The organism is uncultured Maricaulis sp. (assembly GCF_947259345.1).
GTDB lineage: Bacteria > Pseudomonadota > Alphaproteobacteria > Caulobacterales > Maricaulaceae > Maricaulis.
Window position 1 is genome coordinate 57,584 of the sequence record NZ_CAMYLS010000015.1, and the last position, 17,402, is coordinate 74,985.

General features: G+C 64.3%; 13 protein-coding genes. 2 read left to right on the top strand and 11 right to left on the bottom strand.

The window, feature by feature from the left end; translation table 11 throughout:
• Positions 1 to 76: 76 nt before the first annotated feature.
• The 4 genes from smc to Q0X62_RS07645 all read right to left on the bottom strand — a co-directional run bounded on the left by smc (position 77) and on the right by Q0X62_RS07645 (position 5,708).
• Positions 77 to 3,523, bottom strand: a complete 3,447-nt coding sequence (gene smc, locus Q0X62_RS07630; protein ID WP_297733584.1) for a chromosome segregation protein SMC — start codon at positions 3,521 to 3,523, stop codon at positions 77 to 79.
• Between the two features lie 82 nt (positions 3,524 to 3,605).
• Positions 3,606 to 4,364 carry a thioredoxin domain-containing protein gene (locus Q0X62_RS07635; RefSeq protein ID WP_297733587.1) on the bottom strand — a complete coding sequence of 253 codons (759 nt, stop codon included), beginning with the start codon at positions 4,362 to 4,364 and terminating at the stop codon, positions 3,606 to 3,608.
• A gap of 8 nt (positions 4,365 to 4,372) precedes the next feature.
• Positions 4,373 to 5,146: a thioredoxin domain-containing protein gene (locus tag Q0X62_RS07640; protein WP_297733589.1), complete on the bottom strand. Its 774-nt coding sequence runs from the start codon at positions 5,144 to 5,146 to the stop codon at positions 4,373 to 4,375.
• Positions 5,147 to 5,168: 22 nt separating this feature from the next.
• Positions 5,169 to 5,708: a DUF721 domain-containing protein gene (locus Q0X62_RS07645; RefSeq protein WP_297733592.1), complete on the bottom strand. Its 540-nt coding sequence runs from the start codon at positions 5,706 to 5,708 to the stop codon at positions 5,169 to 5,171.
• A 53-nt stretch (positions 5,709 to 5,761) separates the two neighbouring features.
• On the opposite strand from Q0X62_RS07645, the gene Q0X62_RS07650 reads away from it, so the two are divergent.
• A complete protein-coding gene (locus tag Q0X62_RS07650; RefSeq protein ID WP_297733595.1) occupies positions 5,762 to 6,820 on the top strand; it encodes an A/G-specific adenine glycosylase in 1,059 nt (352 codons plus the stop codon).
• Here Q0X62_RS07650 and Q0X62_RS07655 read toward each other — a convergent pair.
• The 3 genes from Q0X62_RS07655 to rnhB form a co-directional block, all read right to left on the bottom strand.
• Positions 6,805 to 9,381, bottom strand: a complete 2,577-nt coding sequence (locus Q0X62_RS07655; RefSeq protein WP_297733597.1) for an ATP-binding protein — start codon at positions 9,379 to 9,381, stop codon at positions 6,805 to 6,807. The genes Q0X62_RS07650 and Q0X62_RS07655 overlap by 16 nt on opposite strands.
• An 11-nt stretch (positions 9,382 to 9,392) precedes the next feature.
• Positions 9,393 to 10,472 carry a site-specific DNA-methyltransferase gene (locus tag Q0X62_RS07660; protein ID WP_297733599.1) on the bottom strand — a complete coding sequence of 360 codons (1,080 nt, stop codon included), beginning with the start codon at positions 10,470 to 10,472 and terminating at the stop codon, positions 9,393 to 9,395.
• Between the two features lie 77 nt (positions 10,473 to 10,549).
• Positions 10,550 to 11,158 (bottom strand): ribonuclease HII, encoded by a 609-nt coding sequence (rnhB, locus tag Q0X62_RS07665; RefSeq protein ID WP_297733602.1) that lies wholly within the window; start codon positions 11,156 to 11,158, stop codon positions 10,550 to 10,552.
• Between the two features lie 70 nt (positions 11,159 to 11,228).
• Between rnhB and Q0X62_RS07670 the strand changes: the two genes are divergently transcribed.
• On the top strand, positions 11,229 to 13,658 hold the full coding sequence (locus Q0X62_RS07670) for an EAL domain-containing protein (protein ID WP_297733605.1): 2,430 nt from the start codon (positions 11,229 to 11,231) through the stop codon (positions 13,656 to 13,658).
• Positions 13,659 to 13,662: 4 nt separating this feature from the next.
• Here Q0X62_RS07670 and Q0X62_RS07675 read toward each other — a convergent pair whose 3' ends face one another.
• From Q0X62_RS07675 to Q0X62_RS07690, 4 genes are all read right to left on the bottom strand, one after another.
• Positions 13,663 to 14,787: a PA0069 family radical SAM protein gene (locus tag Q0X62_RS07675; protein ID WP_297733608.1), complete on the bottom strand. Its 1,125-nt coding sequence runs from the start codon at positions 14,785 to 14,787 to the stop codon at positions 13,663 to 13,665.
• Between the two features lie 66 nt (positions 14,788 to 14,853).
• Positions 14,854 to 16,017 carry a methyl-accepting chemotaxis protein gene (locus tag Q0X62_RS07680; RefSeq protein ID WP_297733611.1) on the bottom strand — a complete coding sequence of 388 codons (1,164 nt, stop codon included), beginning with the start codon at positions 16,015 to 16,017 and terminating at the stop codon, positions 14,854 to 14,856.
• 9 nt (positions 16,018 to 16,026) lie between these two features.
• The gene (locus tag Q0X62_RS07685) at positions 16,027 to 16,584 is read right to left on the bottom strand and encodes a PAS domain-containing protein (protein ID WP_297733614.1); all 558 of its coding nucleotides are present in this window, start codon (positions 16,582 to 16,584) and stop codon (positions 16,027 to 16,029) included.
• A 127-nt stretch (positions 16,585 to 16,711) separates the two neighbouring features.
• Positions 16,712 to 17,402, bottom strand: a 691-nt coding sequence (locus tag Q0X62_RS07690; RefSeq protein WP_297733618.1) for a uracil-DNA glycosylase, incomplete at its 5' end; no start/stop codon positions are given.

A 17,402-nucleotide genomic window follows, 5' to 3' on the forward strand; every position in this document is an offset into this window, starting at 1 on the left:
ACACTATCCACGGCCCTCCGGCAAGTCAAGCAAGGCTGCTTGCTTGATAAGCACTTGAAATAAATAGGTGTTTAAGCTACTCGGCGGCGACAAGCTGTTCCGCGCTCACCAGGTCGACCGAGACGAGCTGGGAAACGCCGCGTTCGGCCATGGTGACCCCGTAGAGCCGGTCCATCCGGGACATCGTCAAAGCGTTGTGGGTGATAACCAGGAAGCGCGTCTCCGTCAGCCTGCGCATCTCCGTCAGCATTCGGCAGTACCGGTCGACATTGGCATCATCCAGCGGCGCATCAACCTCGTCGAGGACACAGACCGGTGCCGGATTGGACAGGAAGACCGCGAAGATCAGGGCCGAGGCGGTCAGGGCCTGCTCGCCGCCCGACATCAGCGCCATATTGTCGAGCCGCTTGCCGGGCGGGCAAGCGAAAATTTCCAGACCGGCTTCCAGCGGATCATCATGCTCGGTCAGGCGCAGCTCGGCATGGCCGCCCTCGAACAGGGTCTCGAACAGGGTCTGGAAGTGATTATTGACGATGTCGAAGGCTTCCAGGAGCCGGGCGCGACCCTCGCGGGACAATTCGTCGACAGCCTTGCGCAGGCGGGCAATGGCCTCGACGAGATCATCGCGCTCGCGCCTCATCTCTTCCATCTTGGTCGATAATTCCTCGGCTTCGTCATCGGCACGCAGATTGACCGCGCCCAGGCGCTCGCGGGATTGACGCGCCTCGTCGAGGCGCCGCTCCAGCTCGGACGGGCTGAGTTCGGACATTTCGTCCTCGTCGAACCGCGTGCTCAGCGTTCCGGGGGCTTCGCCGGTGGCGTCCTGCAGCCGGTCGGTGGTTTCGGCCAGACGCTCGCGCGCCGCATTGAGGATGGCTTCGGCGGCGGCGCGGCCCTCGCGGGCGGCAGAGGCGGCGGCTTCAGCCTGACGGGCCGCACTGTCGGCCTGCTTGACCTCGCCCTCATTCGCAGAGGCCGCCTGGCGCGCCTCCTCAGCAGTCGCCTCGGCGGCGCGCAGCTTGCCGGCCAGTTCGAAGAGCTGATCCTCGATCACCTCCGGGCGCGCGCGCGCAGCTTCGAGGCGTTCCTCCGCGCCGGCGCGCTCGCGGGCAATATCTTCCAGTCGGGCCTCGGCGGATTTGCAGCGCTCCGCCCAGGCATCATGGTCGCGCTTGAAACCCATGCGGCGTTGGCGCCGCTGTTCGCGCTCGCGCTTGACGCTTTCCAGGGCAGCTCGGGCATCGGCAGCGGCGCGGCGTGCTGCGTCGGCGGTTTCGCGCGCCGCATCGAGGGCATCGGTATCGCCTTCGGCCGTCTCGGCTTCAACGAGAAGGGCGCGGGCCTGGTCGATCGCGGCGCGATTCTCGGCTTGTTCGGCAGTCAGGCGATCGAGACGTTCTTCCAGGGCTGTCGCGCGGGCCGCATCCTTGGCGGCATGTTCGCGCAGATCGGAAATCCGCGCCAGGGTGTCGCGGGACTGGCGTTCCGCCGGGCCGACTTTGGCGCGGGCGTCGGTTTCTGCTTCGCGGGTCCTGCGGGCGGTGTCGCGCGCGGCAGCCTCGGCCTCGCGCGCCTGATCATGAGCGGCTTCACTCTCGTCCAGCTCGGCGCGGATGGCATCGAGGCGGTTTTTCTGTTCCAGCCGGGCCACTGCGGCTGAGGGCGCATCGGCGCGGGCGACCAGACCATCCCAACGCCACAGATCGCCTTCTCGGGTGACCAGGCGCTGACCGGGTTTCAATTTGGCAGCCGCATCGGCGGCTTTCTCGGACTTGATCACGCCCACGGCATCGAGGCGGGCTTTCAGGGCCGGCGGCGCCTGGACATGGTCGGACAGGGGCACACAACCGCCGGGCAGGCTGTCGGCATGGCAGTTCGTCTCGGCCCAGTGCCGCGCTGCACTGGCGTCAAGCGAGGCTTCCAGATCATCACCCAGCGCAGCGGCGAGCGCATGTTCATAGCCGGGCCGAGCGCGCACGGCCTCGATGGCCGGAGAGAGGGTTTCCGCCTGGGATCCGGCGAGTAGACGTTCGAGTGCCCGCGCTTCGCGTTCCAGCGTTTCGCGCTGGCCGGAGGCTTCGCGCCAGGCATCAGCAGCAGTCTCCAGCGCCTGGGCGGCGGTCTGGCGAGCCGTTTCGGCGGCCTCGAGCGCTGTCCGGGCCTCGACGAGGGCGGTTTCTGCCGTACTGGCGTCGGTTTCGGCCCGCTCCAGATCGGCGAGGGCAGTGGATTGGCGGACCCGGTCAAGCTCGGCCCGGGCCGAGTCGATTTCGCGATCAATCTGGGCGAGGCGGGATTCATGACGACCCAGATCGCGCCGGGCGGTTTCGATTGAAGCGCGTTTGTCAGCGGCTTCGGCGGCGCGCCGGTCAAGCTCTTCCTCGGCGGCCTGACGGGCCGTCTCGGCCTCGAGGGACGCGGCCTCGGCGCTGTCGAGCGAGGCTTGTTCGCGGCTGGTTTCTTCGTCGAGGCGGGCGATCTGGGCCTCCGCTTCGGCGCGGCTGGTGCGCGCGTCCTCGGCGATATCGGTTTCGCGGCGCGTGGCATTGGCCAGGTCATCGAGCCGACGCTCGAGGCCGTGAATGGAGCGCTGGACCTCTTCGGCATCGCGTTGCAGGCGATCACGTTCACGCTCCAGCAGGCGCAGGGCGGCCGCGGCTTCGGCTTCGGCCTGACGGGCCGGCTCGCGGGAGGCGGCGAGGACTTCGGCCCGTGTGCGCGCTTCGGCGGCAGCGAGGGAGGCATCCTCGGTGGCGGTCTGCTTGTCGGCGAGACTGGCCTCGGCGGTCTCCACGGCGCTGGCGGCTTCGCGCCAGCGATTGAGCCAGACCGCGGCTTCCAGGGCGCGGATCGAGGCGGACAGTTTGCGATAGCGCGAGGCCTGGCGGGCCTGGCGCTGCAGCGAGCCGTGGCGGGTGGTGATCTCGTCGATCACTTCCTGCAGCCGGTCGAGATTGGTCTCGGCGCCCTTCAGGCGAAGCTCGGCCTCGTGGCGACGGGCGCGCAAGCCGGACACGCCGGCGGCCTCTTCCAGCACCCGGCGCCGGTTCTGTGGTTTTGAGGCGATCAGTTCGGAAATCTGGCCCTGGCGGACAAGGGCGGGTGAGTTGGCCCCGGTACCGGCATCCATGAAAAGGAGCTGGACGTCCTTGGCCCGCACTTCCTCGCCATTGATCTTGTAGGCCGAGCCGGCGCCGCGGGTGATGCGACGCGTGACGTCGAGTACGTCCGCATCGTTGAAACGGGCCGGGGCGAGCTTTTCGGCATTGTCGACCGTGAGGACGACTTCGGCGTAATTGCGGGAGGGGCGGGCATCCGTGCCGGAGAAGATCACGTCTTCCATGCCGTCACCGCGCAGCGATTTGGCAGAGGTCGCGCCCATAACCCAGCGCAGGGCTTCAAGCAGATTCGACTTGCCGCAACCGTTGGGTCCGATCACGCCTGTTAGGCCCGGATCAATCCGTAATTCCGTCGGATCGACGAATGACTTGAATCCGGCCAGCCTGAGCTGTGTGAACTTCACCCGGTCTCCCTTGCGCCGCGAATACCCACTCTGACATCCAATTGCGGCGCCGGCGTGAAGCCTGACTGTTCAGATTGCCCGCCTAGTCAGCCGAATCGGACTCATCGAGGAAGTGAAGGATGATTCGGCGGAAGGAGTCTTCGTCCAAACGACCGGGGACGGTTTCCCCATTGATCAGAAGCGGTTCGCCGCCATGCAGGAAGATGGTCGGGCCGGCCGTGGCGTGATTGTGGGTCCCGCTTTCCTCGCCTTCATGGCCGATGGCGAGCAAGGCACCGTCGATGATGAAGCTGGGGGTGGAGCGGATGCCGTCTTCCGAGGCCGCGATGGCGAGTGCGTTGACGCGCTCATTGGCGGCAGGGTCCTGGAGGCAGGCCAGCAGGCCTTCTGCGGATCCGCCGGTCGCGGCCGCGATGCGGTTGTAGACCCCCAGGACATCCCCGCCATCGCGCGCCGTCTGGAAAATCGTGCCCTGCTCGGCAAAGAGCAGGTCGACGGCGTCGAAATAGCGGTCGTCCGGGATGCATTCGCTGAGAATGATGCCGGCGCCGGCGATCTGGGGGGGTGAGGTCACCATCGGCCGGATCGAATAGCGGACGAGACCGGTCTCGACGAACTCGCTCTCGATCATCGGCCAGATTTCCGTCTGGAAGGACGCGCAATGCGGACAGGCAAAGGAGGCGTATTCGATGATCAGCAGATCCGCGTCCGGCGACCCCGTCACCCGATCCGTCGGCCGCAGCGCGCCGGCACCGTCGGCAAGCTGGGCCTCCGCCGCGCCTGGCAGGGCGAGGGCAGCAGCAAGAGCGAGTGAGGTGACGAGATTACGCAGAACACTCATTTTGGACTCTATTCTTCCGTAGCTTCAGTGGTGCCGCCCTCGCTGGCGGTTTCGCCGGAACTTTCGGCGATGAGATGGTTGAGGATGCGGCGGAAGGTGTCGGCGTCCGAATAATTCGGCACCGGCTCGCCGTCGATGATCAGCTGCTCATTGCCGAGGAAATAGGTGTATGCGGACTCGCCCGGCGCGCGGCGCGAGTCGAGCAATTCGCCGTTGAGGACAAAGCGCGGCGTCCCGGTAATGCCTTCATCGCCGGCCCGGTCATTCGCATCCAGAATGTCCTGGGTGATGCTTTCATCGGACAGGCATTGGGTGAAATCGGCTTCGCTCATGCCCATCGACCGGGCAATCGCGAGATACTGGTTGCGGGCGCTGCCCTGGGTCTGTGCTGCCTGGAAGATGGCGTTCTGCTGATGGAAGAGGAGTTCGACCATGTCGTAATACCGGTCTTCCGGCACACAATGGGCCAGCGAGAAGCCGGCAATGGCGAATTGCGGCGAGCCGGTGATCATTTCGCGCAGGACGAAGCGGACCTGTCCGGTCTCGATGAACTCGCTCTTGATGACCGGGTAGATTTCATTGTGGAAGGCGGCACAAGCGCCGCAGGCCACGGACGCGTATTCGATCATGGTGACCGGCGCCGTCGGGCTGCCGAGACCACGATCACCCTCGCGCTCGAAACTGGTCTGGCCTCCGGCGGGCGCGTCGCTGCTGCCACAGGCGGACACGGCGAGCGCGGCTGTCATGGCCGCAGCGGAAAAAAGTCGTCGGGTCAGGCTCATTTGGGGTCCCCCTGCCAGTAAGTCACGATCCCTCGCGGGCTTTGACCGATTTTCCAAACCGGTTGAGCGCCGACAATAGGCGGGCCTCGGGCGTTTGTTCCACCCCCTCGCTCACTTGTGACGATGAATTCATGGGCTTCACGGATACTTGAGCTGCAGGAGGCACGGTCGGCGCCGCGTGTCGGGCCTGGCCCTGAATAACCCGGATCCGGGTCGGTGCGCGATCCCCGGCAAAGGTGCGCACCCGTTCCAGTATCCGCCGCGATTCCGCCTGCAAGATGGCCCCGGCAGCGCCGCGGGCTCGGATCACGAGTGTATTGATGCCGCCGGAGCGCTGGATGGTTTCCGGCTCGCTCCACTTGGCCAGGCGTTCGCCGACAATCTCGCTCCAATGTTCGCGCAATTGCTCGACGCCGACCCCGAACCGGCGGGCCAGGGGCTTCATCACCCGCTCGACCGCGCGCGCGATCGAGGGCTGTGGCCGCGCCGCGGGGCGGCCGCGACGACTGCTGATGAAATTGCTGGCAGCCTGTTCCAGCATTGACGGAGGCGGTTTGCGCATCATGCTTCCAGTGTCGCCCTGAACGTCTTTGCCCGCAACCGGTCTGCTCCGTCATGACATCCGAAATTCCCCGACTGCGCCGGACCTTGCTGGACTGGTATGATCGCGAAGGCCGCAGTTTGCCCTGGCGCATTCGGCCCGAAGACCGGTCTGCCGGCGCGGTGGCCGACGCTTACGCGATCTGGCTGTCGGAGATCATGCTGCAACAAACCACCGTGCCGCACGCGACGCCCTATTGGCATCGCTTCCTCGCGCTGTGGCCGCGGGTCGAGGATCTCGCCGCGGCGCCGCGCGATGATGTCCTGCGCGAGTGGGCGGGGCTGGGCTATTATGCCCGCGCTCGCAATCTGCACGCCTGTGCCGTCGCGGTCGCGCAGGACCATCACGGGCAATTCCCCGACACGATGGACGGGCTGCGCGCCCTGCCGGGCATCGGCGACTACACCGCCAATGCCATTCTGGCGGCCGCCTTCGACAAACCGGCCAGCGTGGTCGATGGCAATGTCGAGCGGGTGATCACCCGTTTGCGCCGGATCGCCACGCCGATGCCCAAGGCAAAACCGGACATTCGTCGCGAGGCTGCGGCGATTGCCGACCCAGCGCGCTCGGGGGATTATGCCCAGGCGATCATGGATCTGGGTGCCACGGTCTGCACCCCGCGCAATCCGGACTGCGCCGTGTGTTGCTGGCGCTTCGCCTGTGCGGCGGCTGAGGTCGGCGATATGGAGCGCTATCCGGTCAAGGCGCCGAAGAAAGCCAAGCCCGTGCGCCATGGCACCGCATGGCTGGTGCGACGTGATGGCCGGGTCTGGCTGCGCCGCAGAGCGGAGACCGGTCTTCTCGGCGGGATGACCGAAGTGCCCTCCAGCGACTGGGTCGAGGCGGAGGCTGGCCGCCTCAGCTTGCCTTTCGACGCCGGATGGGTGCCGCGCGGTGAAGTGCGGCACGTCTTTACCCATTTTGAATTGCGCCTGGATGTCCGTGAGGCCGAGGTCGGGTCCGAGTGGGAACCGGAAACCGGCTACTGGGTCGAGGAAGGGGCCTTGGACGCCGAGGCCCTGCCCAGCGTGATGCGCAAAGTGCTCAAGAGCCGGGGTCAGTCAGGACGGTAGGGCCGGTTTTCGCGAGCCCGGCGCATGGCCTCGAACAAGGCTGATGCCTTGAGCGGCTTTGATGCGAAGGAATCCATCCCGGCGTCCAGGCAGATATCGGCATCTTGCTGAGAGGCATTCGCGGTCAGGGCCGTCACTGGAATATCGCGCCAGGCCCGATCACTGTCGCGCAAGCGCCGGGTCGCTTCCAGCCCGTCCATGATCGGCATCCGGACATCCATCAGGATGATGTCGAAGGGCGCGCGCTCCAGCGCTTCGAGCGCCGATTGCCCATTCTCCGCTTCCGTGATCGTCACATTGAGGGATTTGAGAAAGGCCGCCGCGACCTGGCGATTGATGAAATTGTCTTCGACCAGCAAGACCCGCAAGCCGCGCAGGGGCGCGTAAACCGGGTCTTTGGCCAGCGCGTCTGGCGCGCGGTCTTGCTGCTTGGTCGCGGCTATGCCGGTCTGTTGGGAGCGCAGGGTGAAGGTAAAGGTCGATCCATCCCCGGGGGTGGACCGGGCGGTGATGTCGCCGCCCATCAGGCGGGCGAGGTCGCGCGCGATGGACAGGCCGAGACCGGTACCGCCAAACTCTCCCGAGATGGTGGCGTCAGCCTGGCTGAACGGGGCGAACAACAGGTCCAGCTTGTCCGGTGCAATGCCGATGCCGGTATCCGAAACGGTGACTTCCAGTTCGCCGGATGTCGCCCCCGCCGGCGTCCAGCGCGCCGCCAGGGTCACGGCGCCAGCCTGGGTGAACTTGATCGCATTGGAGACCAGGTTGGCGATGCATTGGCGTGTTCGCAGGGCGTCGATCTCGACTTGTGCCGGCAGGGCCGGATCGAGGGACAGGATAAAATCGAGCTGTTTCGCGGCCGCCGCGGCCTCGAACAGCGAGTGCAGATCGCCGAGGAGCGAGGCCGGGGATGTCGGTTCCGGCGAAATCTCCATCTTTCCCGCTTCGATCTTCGACATGTCGAGCACGTCATTGAGGATTGCGGTCAGCGTCTCTCCGCTTTCCTGGATCATGCGGGCCTGGTCCTGGCGCTGTTTGGATCGTGAGGTCGTGCGCAGGACCTGGGCGAGGCCGAGTATGCCATTCAGCGGCGTGCGGATCTCATGGCTGATATTGGCGAGGAAGGCGCTCTTTGACCGATTGGCAGCTTCCAGCTCGCGCGTGCGCTCGGCGACCCGGCTTTCCAGCTGGTCGAAGATCTGGGCGCGGCCGAGTCGTTGCTCCTCCAGCGTTCGGGCAAGGGCTCCGATCTCGTGTTGTGCGCCGAGGACGCGATGGAGGGTCGGGTTTTCGGCGGCCGGCGTCGGGCGTGCGACGCCGAAATGACGTGTCAGGTCGACCAGCGGGCGGGCCACGCGCCGGAAAAGGATAAAATAGGCCAGCACACCTTGAAGCGCGACGCCAAGCAGGCCGAGACCGAGGGTGAAGGCAAGTTGTGACGCGATATCGCGGCGCAGGATGGAGCGATCAACGAGGGACAGGCTCATCCAGCCTGGACCGCCGAGCCGCGCGAAGGCGATCACCCAGCGCCCATCCGCACTGGTTATGGTACCGGAGGCGTCGTTTGGCGGTAGCGCTTGCAATTGGTCGATGATGCTTTGCAGGTCGAAGCGGGCGTAGAGCGCGTCGACCTGGGCTTCGGTGACGACCCCGCCGAACAGGTCAGGATGGGCTATCAGATTGCCGAATTGGTCGATCAGCATGTTCTGGCCGTGCGGCGGCGGGTTGGCCAGGGCAGCTTCGAAGTAGTCGCCGAGCTGGACGGTTGTGCCAAAGGCGCCGATCGCTTCGCCATCCTCATCATAGGGTGTGAAACAGCCGGTCGTCAGGGCCTGGGTGTCGCGCACATAAATGAGCTGACTCAATTCACCGCAGACAAATTCCCGTGCCGGATTGGTCTCTGGTCGGGACAGGGCGATGAAGTCGGCATTGTTGAGGTCGAATTCCGCTGTTGCGTCGCGGCGATAGAAGCTGAGCCGGTCTTCGCGGCTGGCGGCGGATATCACCAACTCGTTGGCGAAAGTGAAAAAATAGATGTTGTCGACGAGCCCGCTGAGGCTCTGTCCGGTGCTGTCGACAACCTGGTAGGCGGCGACCAGGCGGCGCCGGTCCATCGCCGACCAGCCACCGGCCCGGTTCAGATAGGCGCCGACCCCGAAGTGATGATTGCCCAGGGCGTCATGATAGCCGTCAAACAGATCATCCCGACTTCGGCGCGTGCCGTCGTCCTGGAGCGGAAAGAGCGCATCAAAGCGGGCGCCTACCGCATCATCGGACAGGCCGGGAAGGCCGTCTTCCAGGCGTGCGATGGAGGTCTGATGCGCCTGGGCAATCATGTCGAACAGGGTGTCATTCCGACGCCCGCGCTCGTCGATATAGTCTTCCAGCTGCACAAGCTGCTGATTTTCAAGGTTGGTCCAGAAAGTCAGCGCTGCGGCCGTAACGCCGGTGCCGGAAACCAGGAGGGAAGTCACCAGGATCACCGTCAGCATTGTCCAGGCGATCGAGGTCGAGCGCCCGGCGGCGGTTTCGATGTCAGGCGCGCCGGAGCCGTCAGTCATGCCAAAAGGCCTCAGGTCTCAAGCGTGGCCCGGATCTCCGCGCGCATGACGTCGATCGGTGCCAGGCCTTGCTTGGTACGTGTGTGCCAATAGGTCCAGCCATTGCAGGAGGGGGCACTTTGCAGCTGGGCCCCGATCTGGTGGATGGAGCCGGCGCGATCACCGGCGATCAGCGTTCCGTCGGCGCGAACCCGGGCGGTGTGGCGCCCCTTCGGACAATACAGCGTATCACCCGGCTTGAGCATGCCGCGTTCGACCAGCGCACCGAAAGGAATGCGCGGCTGAGCGCGCTTGGACTGGGTGACGTCCAGCGTGTCGCCGGCCGCCGGCGTGATGGCGTCGAGTCGATTGCGGGCCACTTCAAGATAGGAGGGGTCGCGCTCGATCCCGATATAGTGACGGCCCAGGCGCTTGGCAGCGGCGCCGGTCGTGCCGGTGCCGAAGAAGGGGTCGAGGACCACATCGCCGGGATTGGTTGTCGATAGCAGGACGCGGTGCAGGAGAGCTTCCGGCTTTTGCGTCGGATGCGCTTTCTTGCCTTCGGCATCCTTCAGGCGTTCGCCGCCCGTGCAGATGGGCAGCGTCCAGTCGGAGCGCATCTGGACACCGTCATTGAGGGCTTTCATGGCCGCATAATTGAAGGTCGGGCGGGCCTCCTTGGTCTTGGCGGCCCAGATCAGGGTCTCGTGCGCATTGGTGAAGCGCGTGCCCTTGAAATTCGGCATTGGATTGGATTTGCGCCAGATGACGTCATTGAGCACCCAGAAGCCGGCATCCTGGAGAATGCCGCCGACGCGGAAGATGTTGTGATAGCTGCCGATCACCCAGATGGCACCGTTCGGCTTGAGGACGCGCCGCGCTTCTTCCATCCATTTCCAGGTGAAGAGATCGTACTCGTCGAAACCACCGATCTGGTCCCAGTCATTATCGACCGCGGAGACCTTGGAATTATCGGGGCGGTGCAGGTCGCCACCGAGCTGGAGATTGTAGGGCGGGTCGGCGAACACCAGGTCCACACTCTCATCGGGAAGTGATTTCATCACCTCCACGCATTCACCTTCAAGGATCTGGTCGATCTTTGTCTGGGCCATGACACGCCACTCCACTCGCATTACAGGCGCAAGTTTTCGGGCCAACAGGGCTAACGGGCCGTTAACCCTGAATCAAGTTATCCACAGTGATTCGCATTTGTGGAAAACCGGGATTCGAGCGCCGCGCGGACCGGCGCGTAGGACCGGCGGTGTATGGGCGCGGCTCCTATAGCCTCAAGCGCCTGCTTGTGCGCCGGGCTGGGATAGCCCTTGTGGCCGTCCAGTCCATAACCCGGAAACCGTTCCGCGGCCTGCATCATCAGATCGTCACGCAGCGTCTTGGCGATGATGGAGGCGGCACCGATACAGGCTTCGCGGGCGTCCCCCTTCACAATGGCCTCGGCAGGGCAAGGCAGTCCCGGCGGAATCCGGTTTCCGTCGATCAAGGCATGATCCGGCGCGATCGGCAGCCGTGCCACGGCGCGTGCCATCGCCGCCATGGTGGCGTGGAGGATATTGAGGCGGTCAATCTCGGCCGGTTCCGCGATGCCGATCCCGACCCAGGCCTGTGCCCGGATCAGCGGCACCAGGGCGCGGCGCCTGGCTTCGGTCAGCGCCTTGGAATCACCCAATCCCTCGATCGGCCGGGCCGGGTCGAGGATGACGGCAGCCGTCACAACCGGGCCGGCGAGCGGCCCGCGGCCGGCCTCATCAACCCCGGCGATATGCAGTCCTGAATTCGACACGCCGCTGTTAAGGCTATGATTGCCTTTTTGTGTGAGGGTTTCGCTCAAAGCAGATCCTTTGGGGCATTTGGTGTTTCGCGTTTACTACTGTCTGACGGTTGAACACGATCTTCGTCTTGTGGCTGTCGCGGCACTTCTGTGCGCGTTGTCGGCGCTGGCGGCAAGCTTTCTGGTGCGCCGTGCCAAGGCGGCCGATTCTGCGCGTCAGCCCGCCTGGCTGTTGTTCGCGGGCTTCGTGACCGGCACCGGGATCTGGGGCACGCATTTCGTTTCCATGCTGGCCTATGAAAGCGCGATTCCCATCGCGTTCGGTCTGTTCGAGACGGCTGCCTCCCTGGTCCTGGCGATTGTCGTGTCGGCCTGCGGCTGGGCATTTGCCGTTCGGTCGGACAATCGCTTTGCCGGCCCGATCGGCGGTGCGCTGGTGGGCGGCGGCGTGGCGGCCATGCACTTCATGGGCATCGAAGCCATGCGGGTCAGCGCGATCGTGACCTGGGATGCCGGCCTGGTCATTGCAGCCGTGGCGCTGGGGGTCCAGTTCGCCGCCGCAGCTGGTGCCTTGATGATCGGTGTGAATGATCGCCGCGGTGTCATCGGGGGTGCGGTCCTGCTCGTCGGGGGGGTGGTCAGCCTGCATTACATTTCCATGGGCGCGATGCAGCTGGAACCGATCATGGCGGACGCGCTGCCGACGGGGGCCCTCTCGCCAAAATTGCTCGCCATCACGATTGCCCTTGGCGCGGTCCTCGTCGTCTGTACCGGTCTCGCCACGGCTGTGATCGACCAGCATCTGGGCCTGCGTCGTCAGGCGGAGAGCCGCCGTATCCGGGCGCTTGCCGAAGCGACCTATGAAGGTATCGCCGTCGTCCGGGACGGGCTGGTGCAAGATATGAATGGCCGCTTCGGCGACATGCTGAAGCTGGAGCGTGAAGACCTGATCGGCATGCCGATCTCCAAGATCGCCCTGGATGATGACGCACTCGAGGCGCTGCACGCCATCGGCGATGCCGCGCCCATGACCTGTCGCCTGCGCTGTCGGGACGGGGACTCGATCACCGTCCAGATCCGTGCGCGAGAGATGGATTTCGACGGCATCACTTCCCGCATTTTCACCTTCCGGGACATTTCCTCGGAAGAGCGCGCACGGGCCCGCATGACGCACCTGGCGCACCATGACACGCTGACCGGCCTGCCCAATCGCCTCAAATTCCGCGATGCGCTGGAGGTGGAGCTCAAGAAGGCCTGGAATGACGACACCCTGGTCGCGCTGATGTTCTTCGACCTTGACCGCTTCAAGGAAGTCAATGACGTCCATGGTCATGCTACCGGGGATCGTTTGCTGGTCTCCGTGTCCGAGCGCCTGCTCGATGCCCTGCCGCGCAATGCCATCGCCGCGCGCCTGAGCGGTGACGAGTTCGCCGTCGTGTTGCCGGATGTCAGCTGCCGCGAAGATGTGCTGATCACGGCGCAGCGTGTGGTCAACAATATCGGTTCGCCGCTGACCATCGGCAAGCTGCACCTCAAAGTGTCGGCCTCGGGCGGTGTGACCCTCTTCCCGCTGGACGGGGAAGACCCCGACAAGCTGATGAACCAGGCGGACCTCGCCCTCTATCGGGCCAAGGGGCAGGGTCGAAACCAGGTCTGCGATTTCGATCCCAAACTCGGCATGATGATGCAGGAGCGTCGCATGCTCGAGGCCGACCTCGCACTGGCCATCGAGGATGACTTGCTGACCCTCAACTTCCAGCCGCAAGTTCGCCTCGGCGATGGTACGATCTCCGGCTTCGAGGCCCTGGTGCGCTGGCATGATGAGCGTCGCGGTCACGTCTCGCCGGCCGAGTTCGTGCAGATTGCCGAAGAAACCGGCCTGATCCTGAAAATGGGTGAATGGGTCATCGAGACGGCGTGCAGAGAAGCCGTCAGCTGGCCGGATGATCGCCGGATTGCGGTCAATGTCAGCCCGGCACAATTCAAGCAGGGCAATCTGGTCTATTCGGTTCAGCGCGCCCTGGCCAAGTCCGGTCTTGCACCTCACCGGCTTGAAATCGAGATCACGGAGGGCGTGCTCATCGATGATGAGGACCGCGCCCTTAAAGTCCTGCGCGGCCTGAAGGATCTGGGCGTCGGGCTGGCAATCGATGATTTCGGAACTGGCTATTCGTCGCTGAGCTATCTGCGGGCCTTCCCCTTCGACAAGATCAAGATTGACCGCTCCTTCATGACCGGTCTGCAGAACGATCCGGAGGCGCAAATCATCGTGCGTGCGACCATCGATCTGGCCCGTGATCTGGGTATTTCAGTCGTGGTCGAGGGCGTGGAAGAGTTTGACGAGCTGGGGGCGCTTGGCTTCCAGCCGGATCTGGTTCTCCAGGGCTATCTCCTGTCTCGTCCCATCACGCGCGGTCAGATCGCCGACTTTGATACCCGGTCAAAGGCGATCCGGGCCGAGATCGCGACGCTCGTGGGGTCTTCGCGACCCTTGCGACAGCAGCGGGCCTGACCTTTCATCCAAAAAGGCTGGGTTGGGCGGCGCTGCCGAGCGGGCGTTCAAAACGGCTTGTGTCCAGGACCGCGCGCGGCGCATCCAGCTTGAAGCGGGTGATCGCCTTGCGGAAACGGCTGGCAATCAAGCGGGCATAGGGGCCGGTGCCACGGCCGCGCGTGGCCCATTGCGCGTCGTAATCCTTGCCGTTTCGCATTTGCCGGATCAGCGACATGACGCGGCCGGCGGCGTCGGGACGCTTGTCGGCCAGCCACTCACGAAACAGGTCGCGGATTTCCAGCGGCAGTCGCAGCAGGACATAGGCGGCATTGTCGGCGCCGGCCTGCGCCGCTGCCTCGAGCAGGGCTTCGATCTCGTGATCGGTGAGAGCGGGAATGATGGGCGCCATCATCACGGTGACCGGGATGCCCGCTTGTTTGAGCGCGCGGATGGTTTCGAGACGGCGGTGAGGGGCGGCGGCGCGCGGTTCAAGGTCCCGGGCCAGACGCCGGTCGAGCGTCGTGACGGAGATTGCCGCCTTGACCAGGCCGTCGGCCGCCATCGGGGCCAGGATGTCGAGATCGCGACGGATCAGGGCGGATTTGGTGATGACGCTGATCGGGTGTCGGTAGCGGGCGCAGACCTTGAGGATGTCGCGCGTGTGCTGACGCTCGCGCTCCAGCGGCTGCCAGGCATCGGTATTGGCGCCGATCAGGATCGGTTTGGGTTGGTAGACAGTCTTGTTGAAAGTGGCTTCCAGCAGTGCCGGCCCGTCCGGTTTGGCAAAGATCACGCTCTCGAAATCAAGACCGGGAGAATAGCCCCAATAGGCGTGGCTTGGCCGGGCATAGCAATAGACACAACCATGCTCGCAGCCGCGATAGGGATTGATCGACTGGTCGAAGGAAATGTCCGGCGACTGATTGGTCGAGATGATCGTGCGCGAGGCGTCTTTCAGGACGGTGGTCGCGAGTTTTGGCGGCTCACCATCCGCCTCGGTCCAGCCATCGTCGAAGGCCTCGTGGGTCACGCCCTCATAGCGACCGGTAATGTTTGACCGAGCGCCCCGACCTCTTGCTCCGGGGCGGTGGGGCAGAGAGGCCTCCTGAGGGGCATTAAGGGCGTAGCCACCAGGGCGCTCGGTCATGCGTCATCATGACTCGATTTTAGAACAAATCAAGAACAAAAATCACGTCTCAACCATCGCTTCGGGTCAGCCGACACGGCGGACATCTTCGAGGAAGGTGAGGATGTTCTGGCGCAGGACGGTCAGGTTCTCCTCCTGGACGGTGAGCGTGTCGGTCGATGAAACGACGCTGTGAGCCATGTCGCGGGTATTGCGCGTGGCTTCCTCGACAATCCCGATTCCGTTTGACACATCGCCGGTACCTTGGGCCGCTTCCGAGACATTGCGGGCAATCTCTGCGGTCGCGGCGCTCTGCTCGGTCACCGCGGTGGCGATGGCATTGCAGGACACATTAATCTGTTCGATCGCGTCGGAAATGTCGGTATTGGCCGTGACCGCTCCGGTCATGGTGCCTTGAAGCTCTGAAATCTGCTGACCGATCTGGTCCGTCGCATTGGCGGTCTGCCCGGCCAGGGTCTTCACCTCCTGCGCCACGATCGCGAAACCGCGCCCGGCTTCGCCTGCGCGGGCCGCCTCGATCGTTGCATTGAGTGCGAGCAGATTGGTCTGGTCCGCGATGCCCTGGATCAGCTTGACGATGTCACCGATCCGGTTGGTGACGCCGCTGAGACCGGTGATCGTCTTGTTCATGGCGCGGGACTTGTCGACGGCCTGGTCGGCGATGCCGGCGGACTGGACCACCTGACGATTGATTTCCTCGATCGAGGAGGTCAGCTCTTCCGCCGAGGCGGCCACGCTCTGCATATTGGTGGAGGCTTCTTCTGCCGCCGCCGAGACCGATATGCATTGTTCCGAGGCCTTGCCGGAATTGTTGTCCAGTGAGTCGGCATTGCCCCGCAGCACGGTGATGGTCTCAGACACTTTGCCCATGACCTCGGACAATTGGCTTTCCAGCTTGCTGCCCAGGTCGAGGAAGCCCTCATGGCGTTCCTTGATCGAATAGAGGGTTGTATTCACGGCGCGCGCGGCGGCCTTGAAACTGCCCACCATCCCGGTTTCCGGTATCAGGCGGAAATGCTTATTCCGGCGCACATATTCGACGCAGGTCTGGCTTTCGCGCAGATAGGCGTCGGTGCGATCGATCAGGCGGTTGATGGCGTTTTCCATCTCGGCCACTTCGGGGTCCGATGACACGTCGATAATGCGTTGCTCGAAATCGCCTTCCGCGACAGCGCGGACGATGCGGGCGGCGCGGCGAATGGCGTCACGGTCTTTTGATGTGTTGAACATGACGGTCTCCTAGCAATAGCCCCGATGCTGGCCCTGGCCGAGCGTACAGATGAATTCGTCGTACTCGACCTGACGCTCGGCCAGGAAGGCCGATATCGCCTCGCGGCCGGCCGCGAGCGCCTGTTTCGGACTGCCCGCACTCGCCTCGACCTCGCGGAGATTGGCGTAGAGCGGCTTCACTTCTTTTTCGATGATGCGGCGGTCAGGTTCTCGGCGATTGGAATGGTATCCGATGATCTCGCCGGCTTCGTTGAAACTGGGCGTAACATGGGCATAGACCCAGTAATGATCACCATTCATCGCGCGGTTCACGACATAGGCGAATAATTCCTGCCCGGCGCTGATTGTTTCCCACATGAGATTGAATATCGAGCGCGGCATGTCCGGGTGCCGGATGAAATTGTGCGGCTGACCGAGTGCCTGTCGCTCGGTAACTGCCGAGGCGCGCTGAAAAATATCATTCGCGTAGGTGATGCGACCTTTGAGATCGGTCTTGGTGACGATGACCTCGCCTTCATTGAACATGCGCTCAACGCCGGTGAGAGTCGGGGCGGGGGATCGGGACATTCCGCTGGCTCCTCAAGCATCCGATTGGCCCGAAATGGGCGTGTCTGAGGAGAAGCCTTACGAGAAATAAGGTTAACCGGACCTTTCAATCACCGGTCGCTCATAAAGTATAACACAAGCAGAGTTGTCAGCCCTTCATCGCGCTCTCAAGGGCCAGCAGGTCCTGCCAGGCCAGGCGCTTCTCGGTCGGGCGGCGCAGCAGATAGCCGGGATTGAAAATCGGCAGGGCCGGGATGATGGTTTCGGTCGGCTCACCGCCAGCGTCTCGGACGGCATAATCGGCCCAGCGGCCCCGTAGCCGTGTGATCGGCGCCTCGCTGCGCAGGAGGGCCTGGGCGCTCAAACCGCCCGCCAGCACAAGCAGGTCAGGCTTCTTCAGGGCAATATGACGCTCTGCGAAAGGCAGGCAGAGGGCGATCTCGTCCTGGGTGGGTGCGCGATTGCCGGGTGGGCGCCAGTTCAGCACATAGGTCAGATAGGCGACATCACGCTCGATCCCGATCGCGGCGAGCATCCGGTCCATCAACTGGCCGGTCTGTCCGGCGAAGGGCTCGCCGCGTTCGTCTTCATCGCGCCCGGGCGCGTCGCCGATCACCATGACACGGGCGCTCCGGTCGCCTCGGGCGAAGACCATATTTCGGGCCGTGCGCTTAAGGGCGCAGCCGTCAAACTGGCCAATGGCCTCGCGCAACGCGTCGAGCGTGTTGGCGCCCTTGGCTAGGGTGAAGGCGCTGGGCCCGCTGGATTCGGTATCACCGAAGCCCGCCGCGCGGGCGGCTTGCGGCGTGGCGGTCCGGACCGGTTCAGCGGGCGCGGCA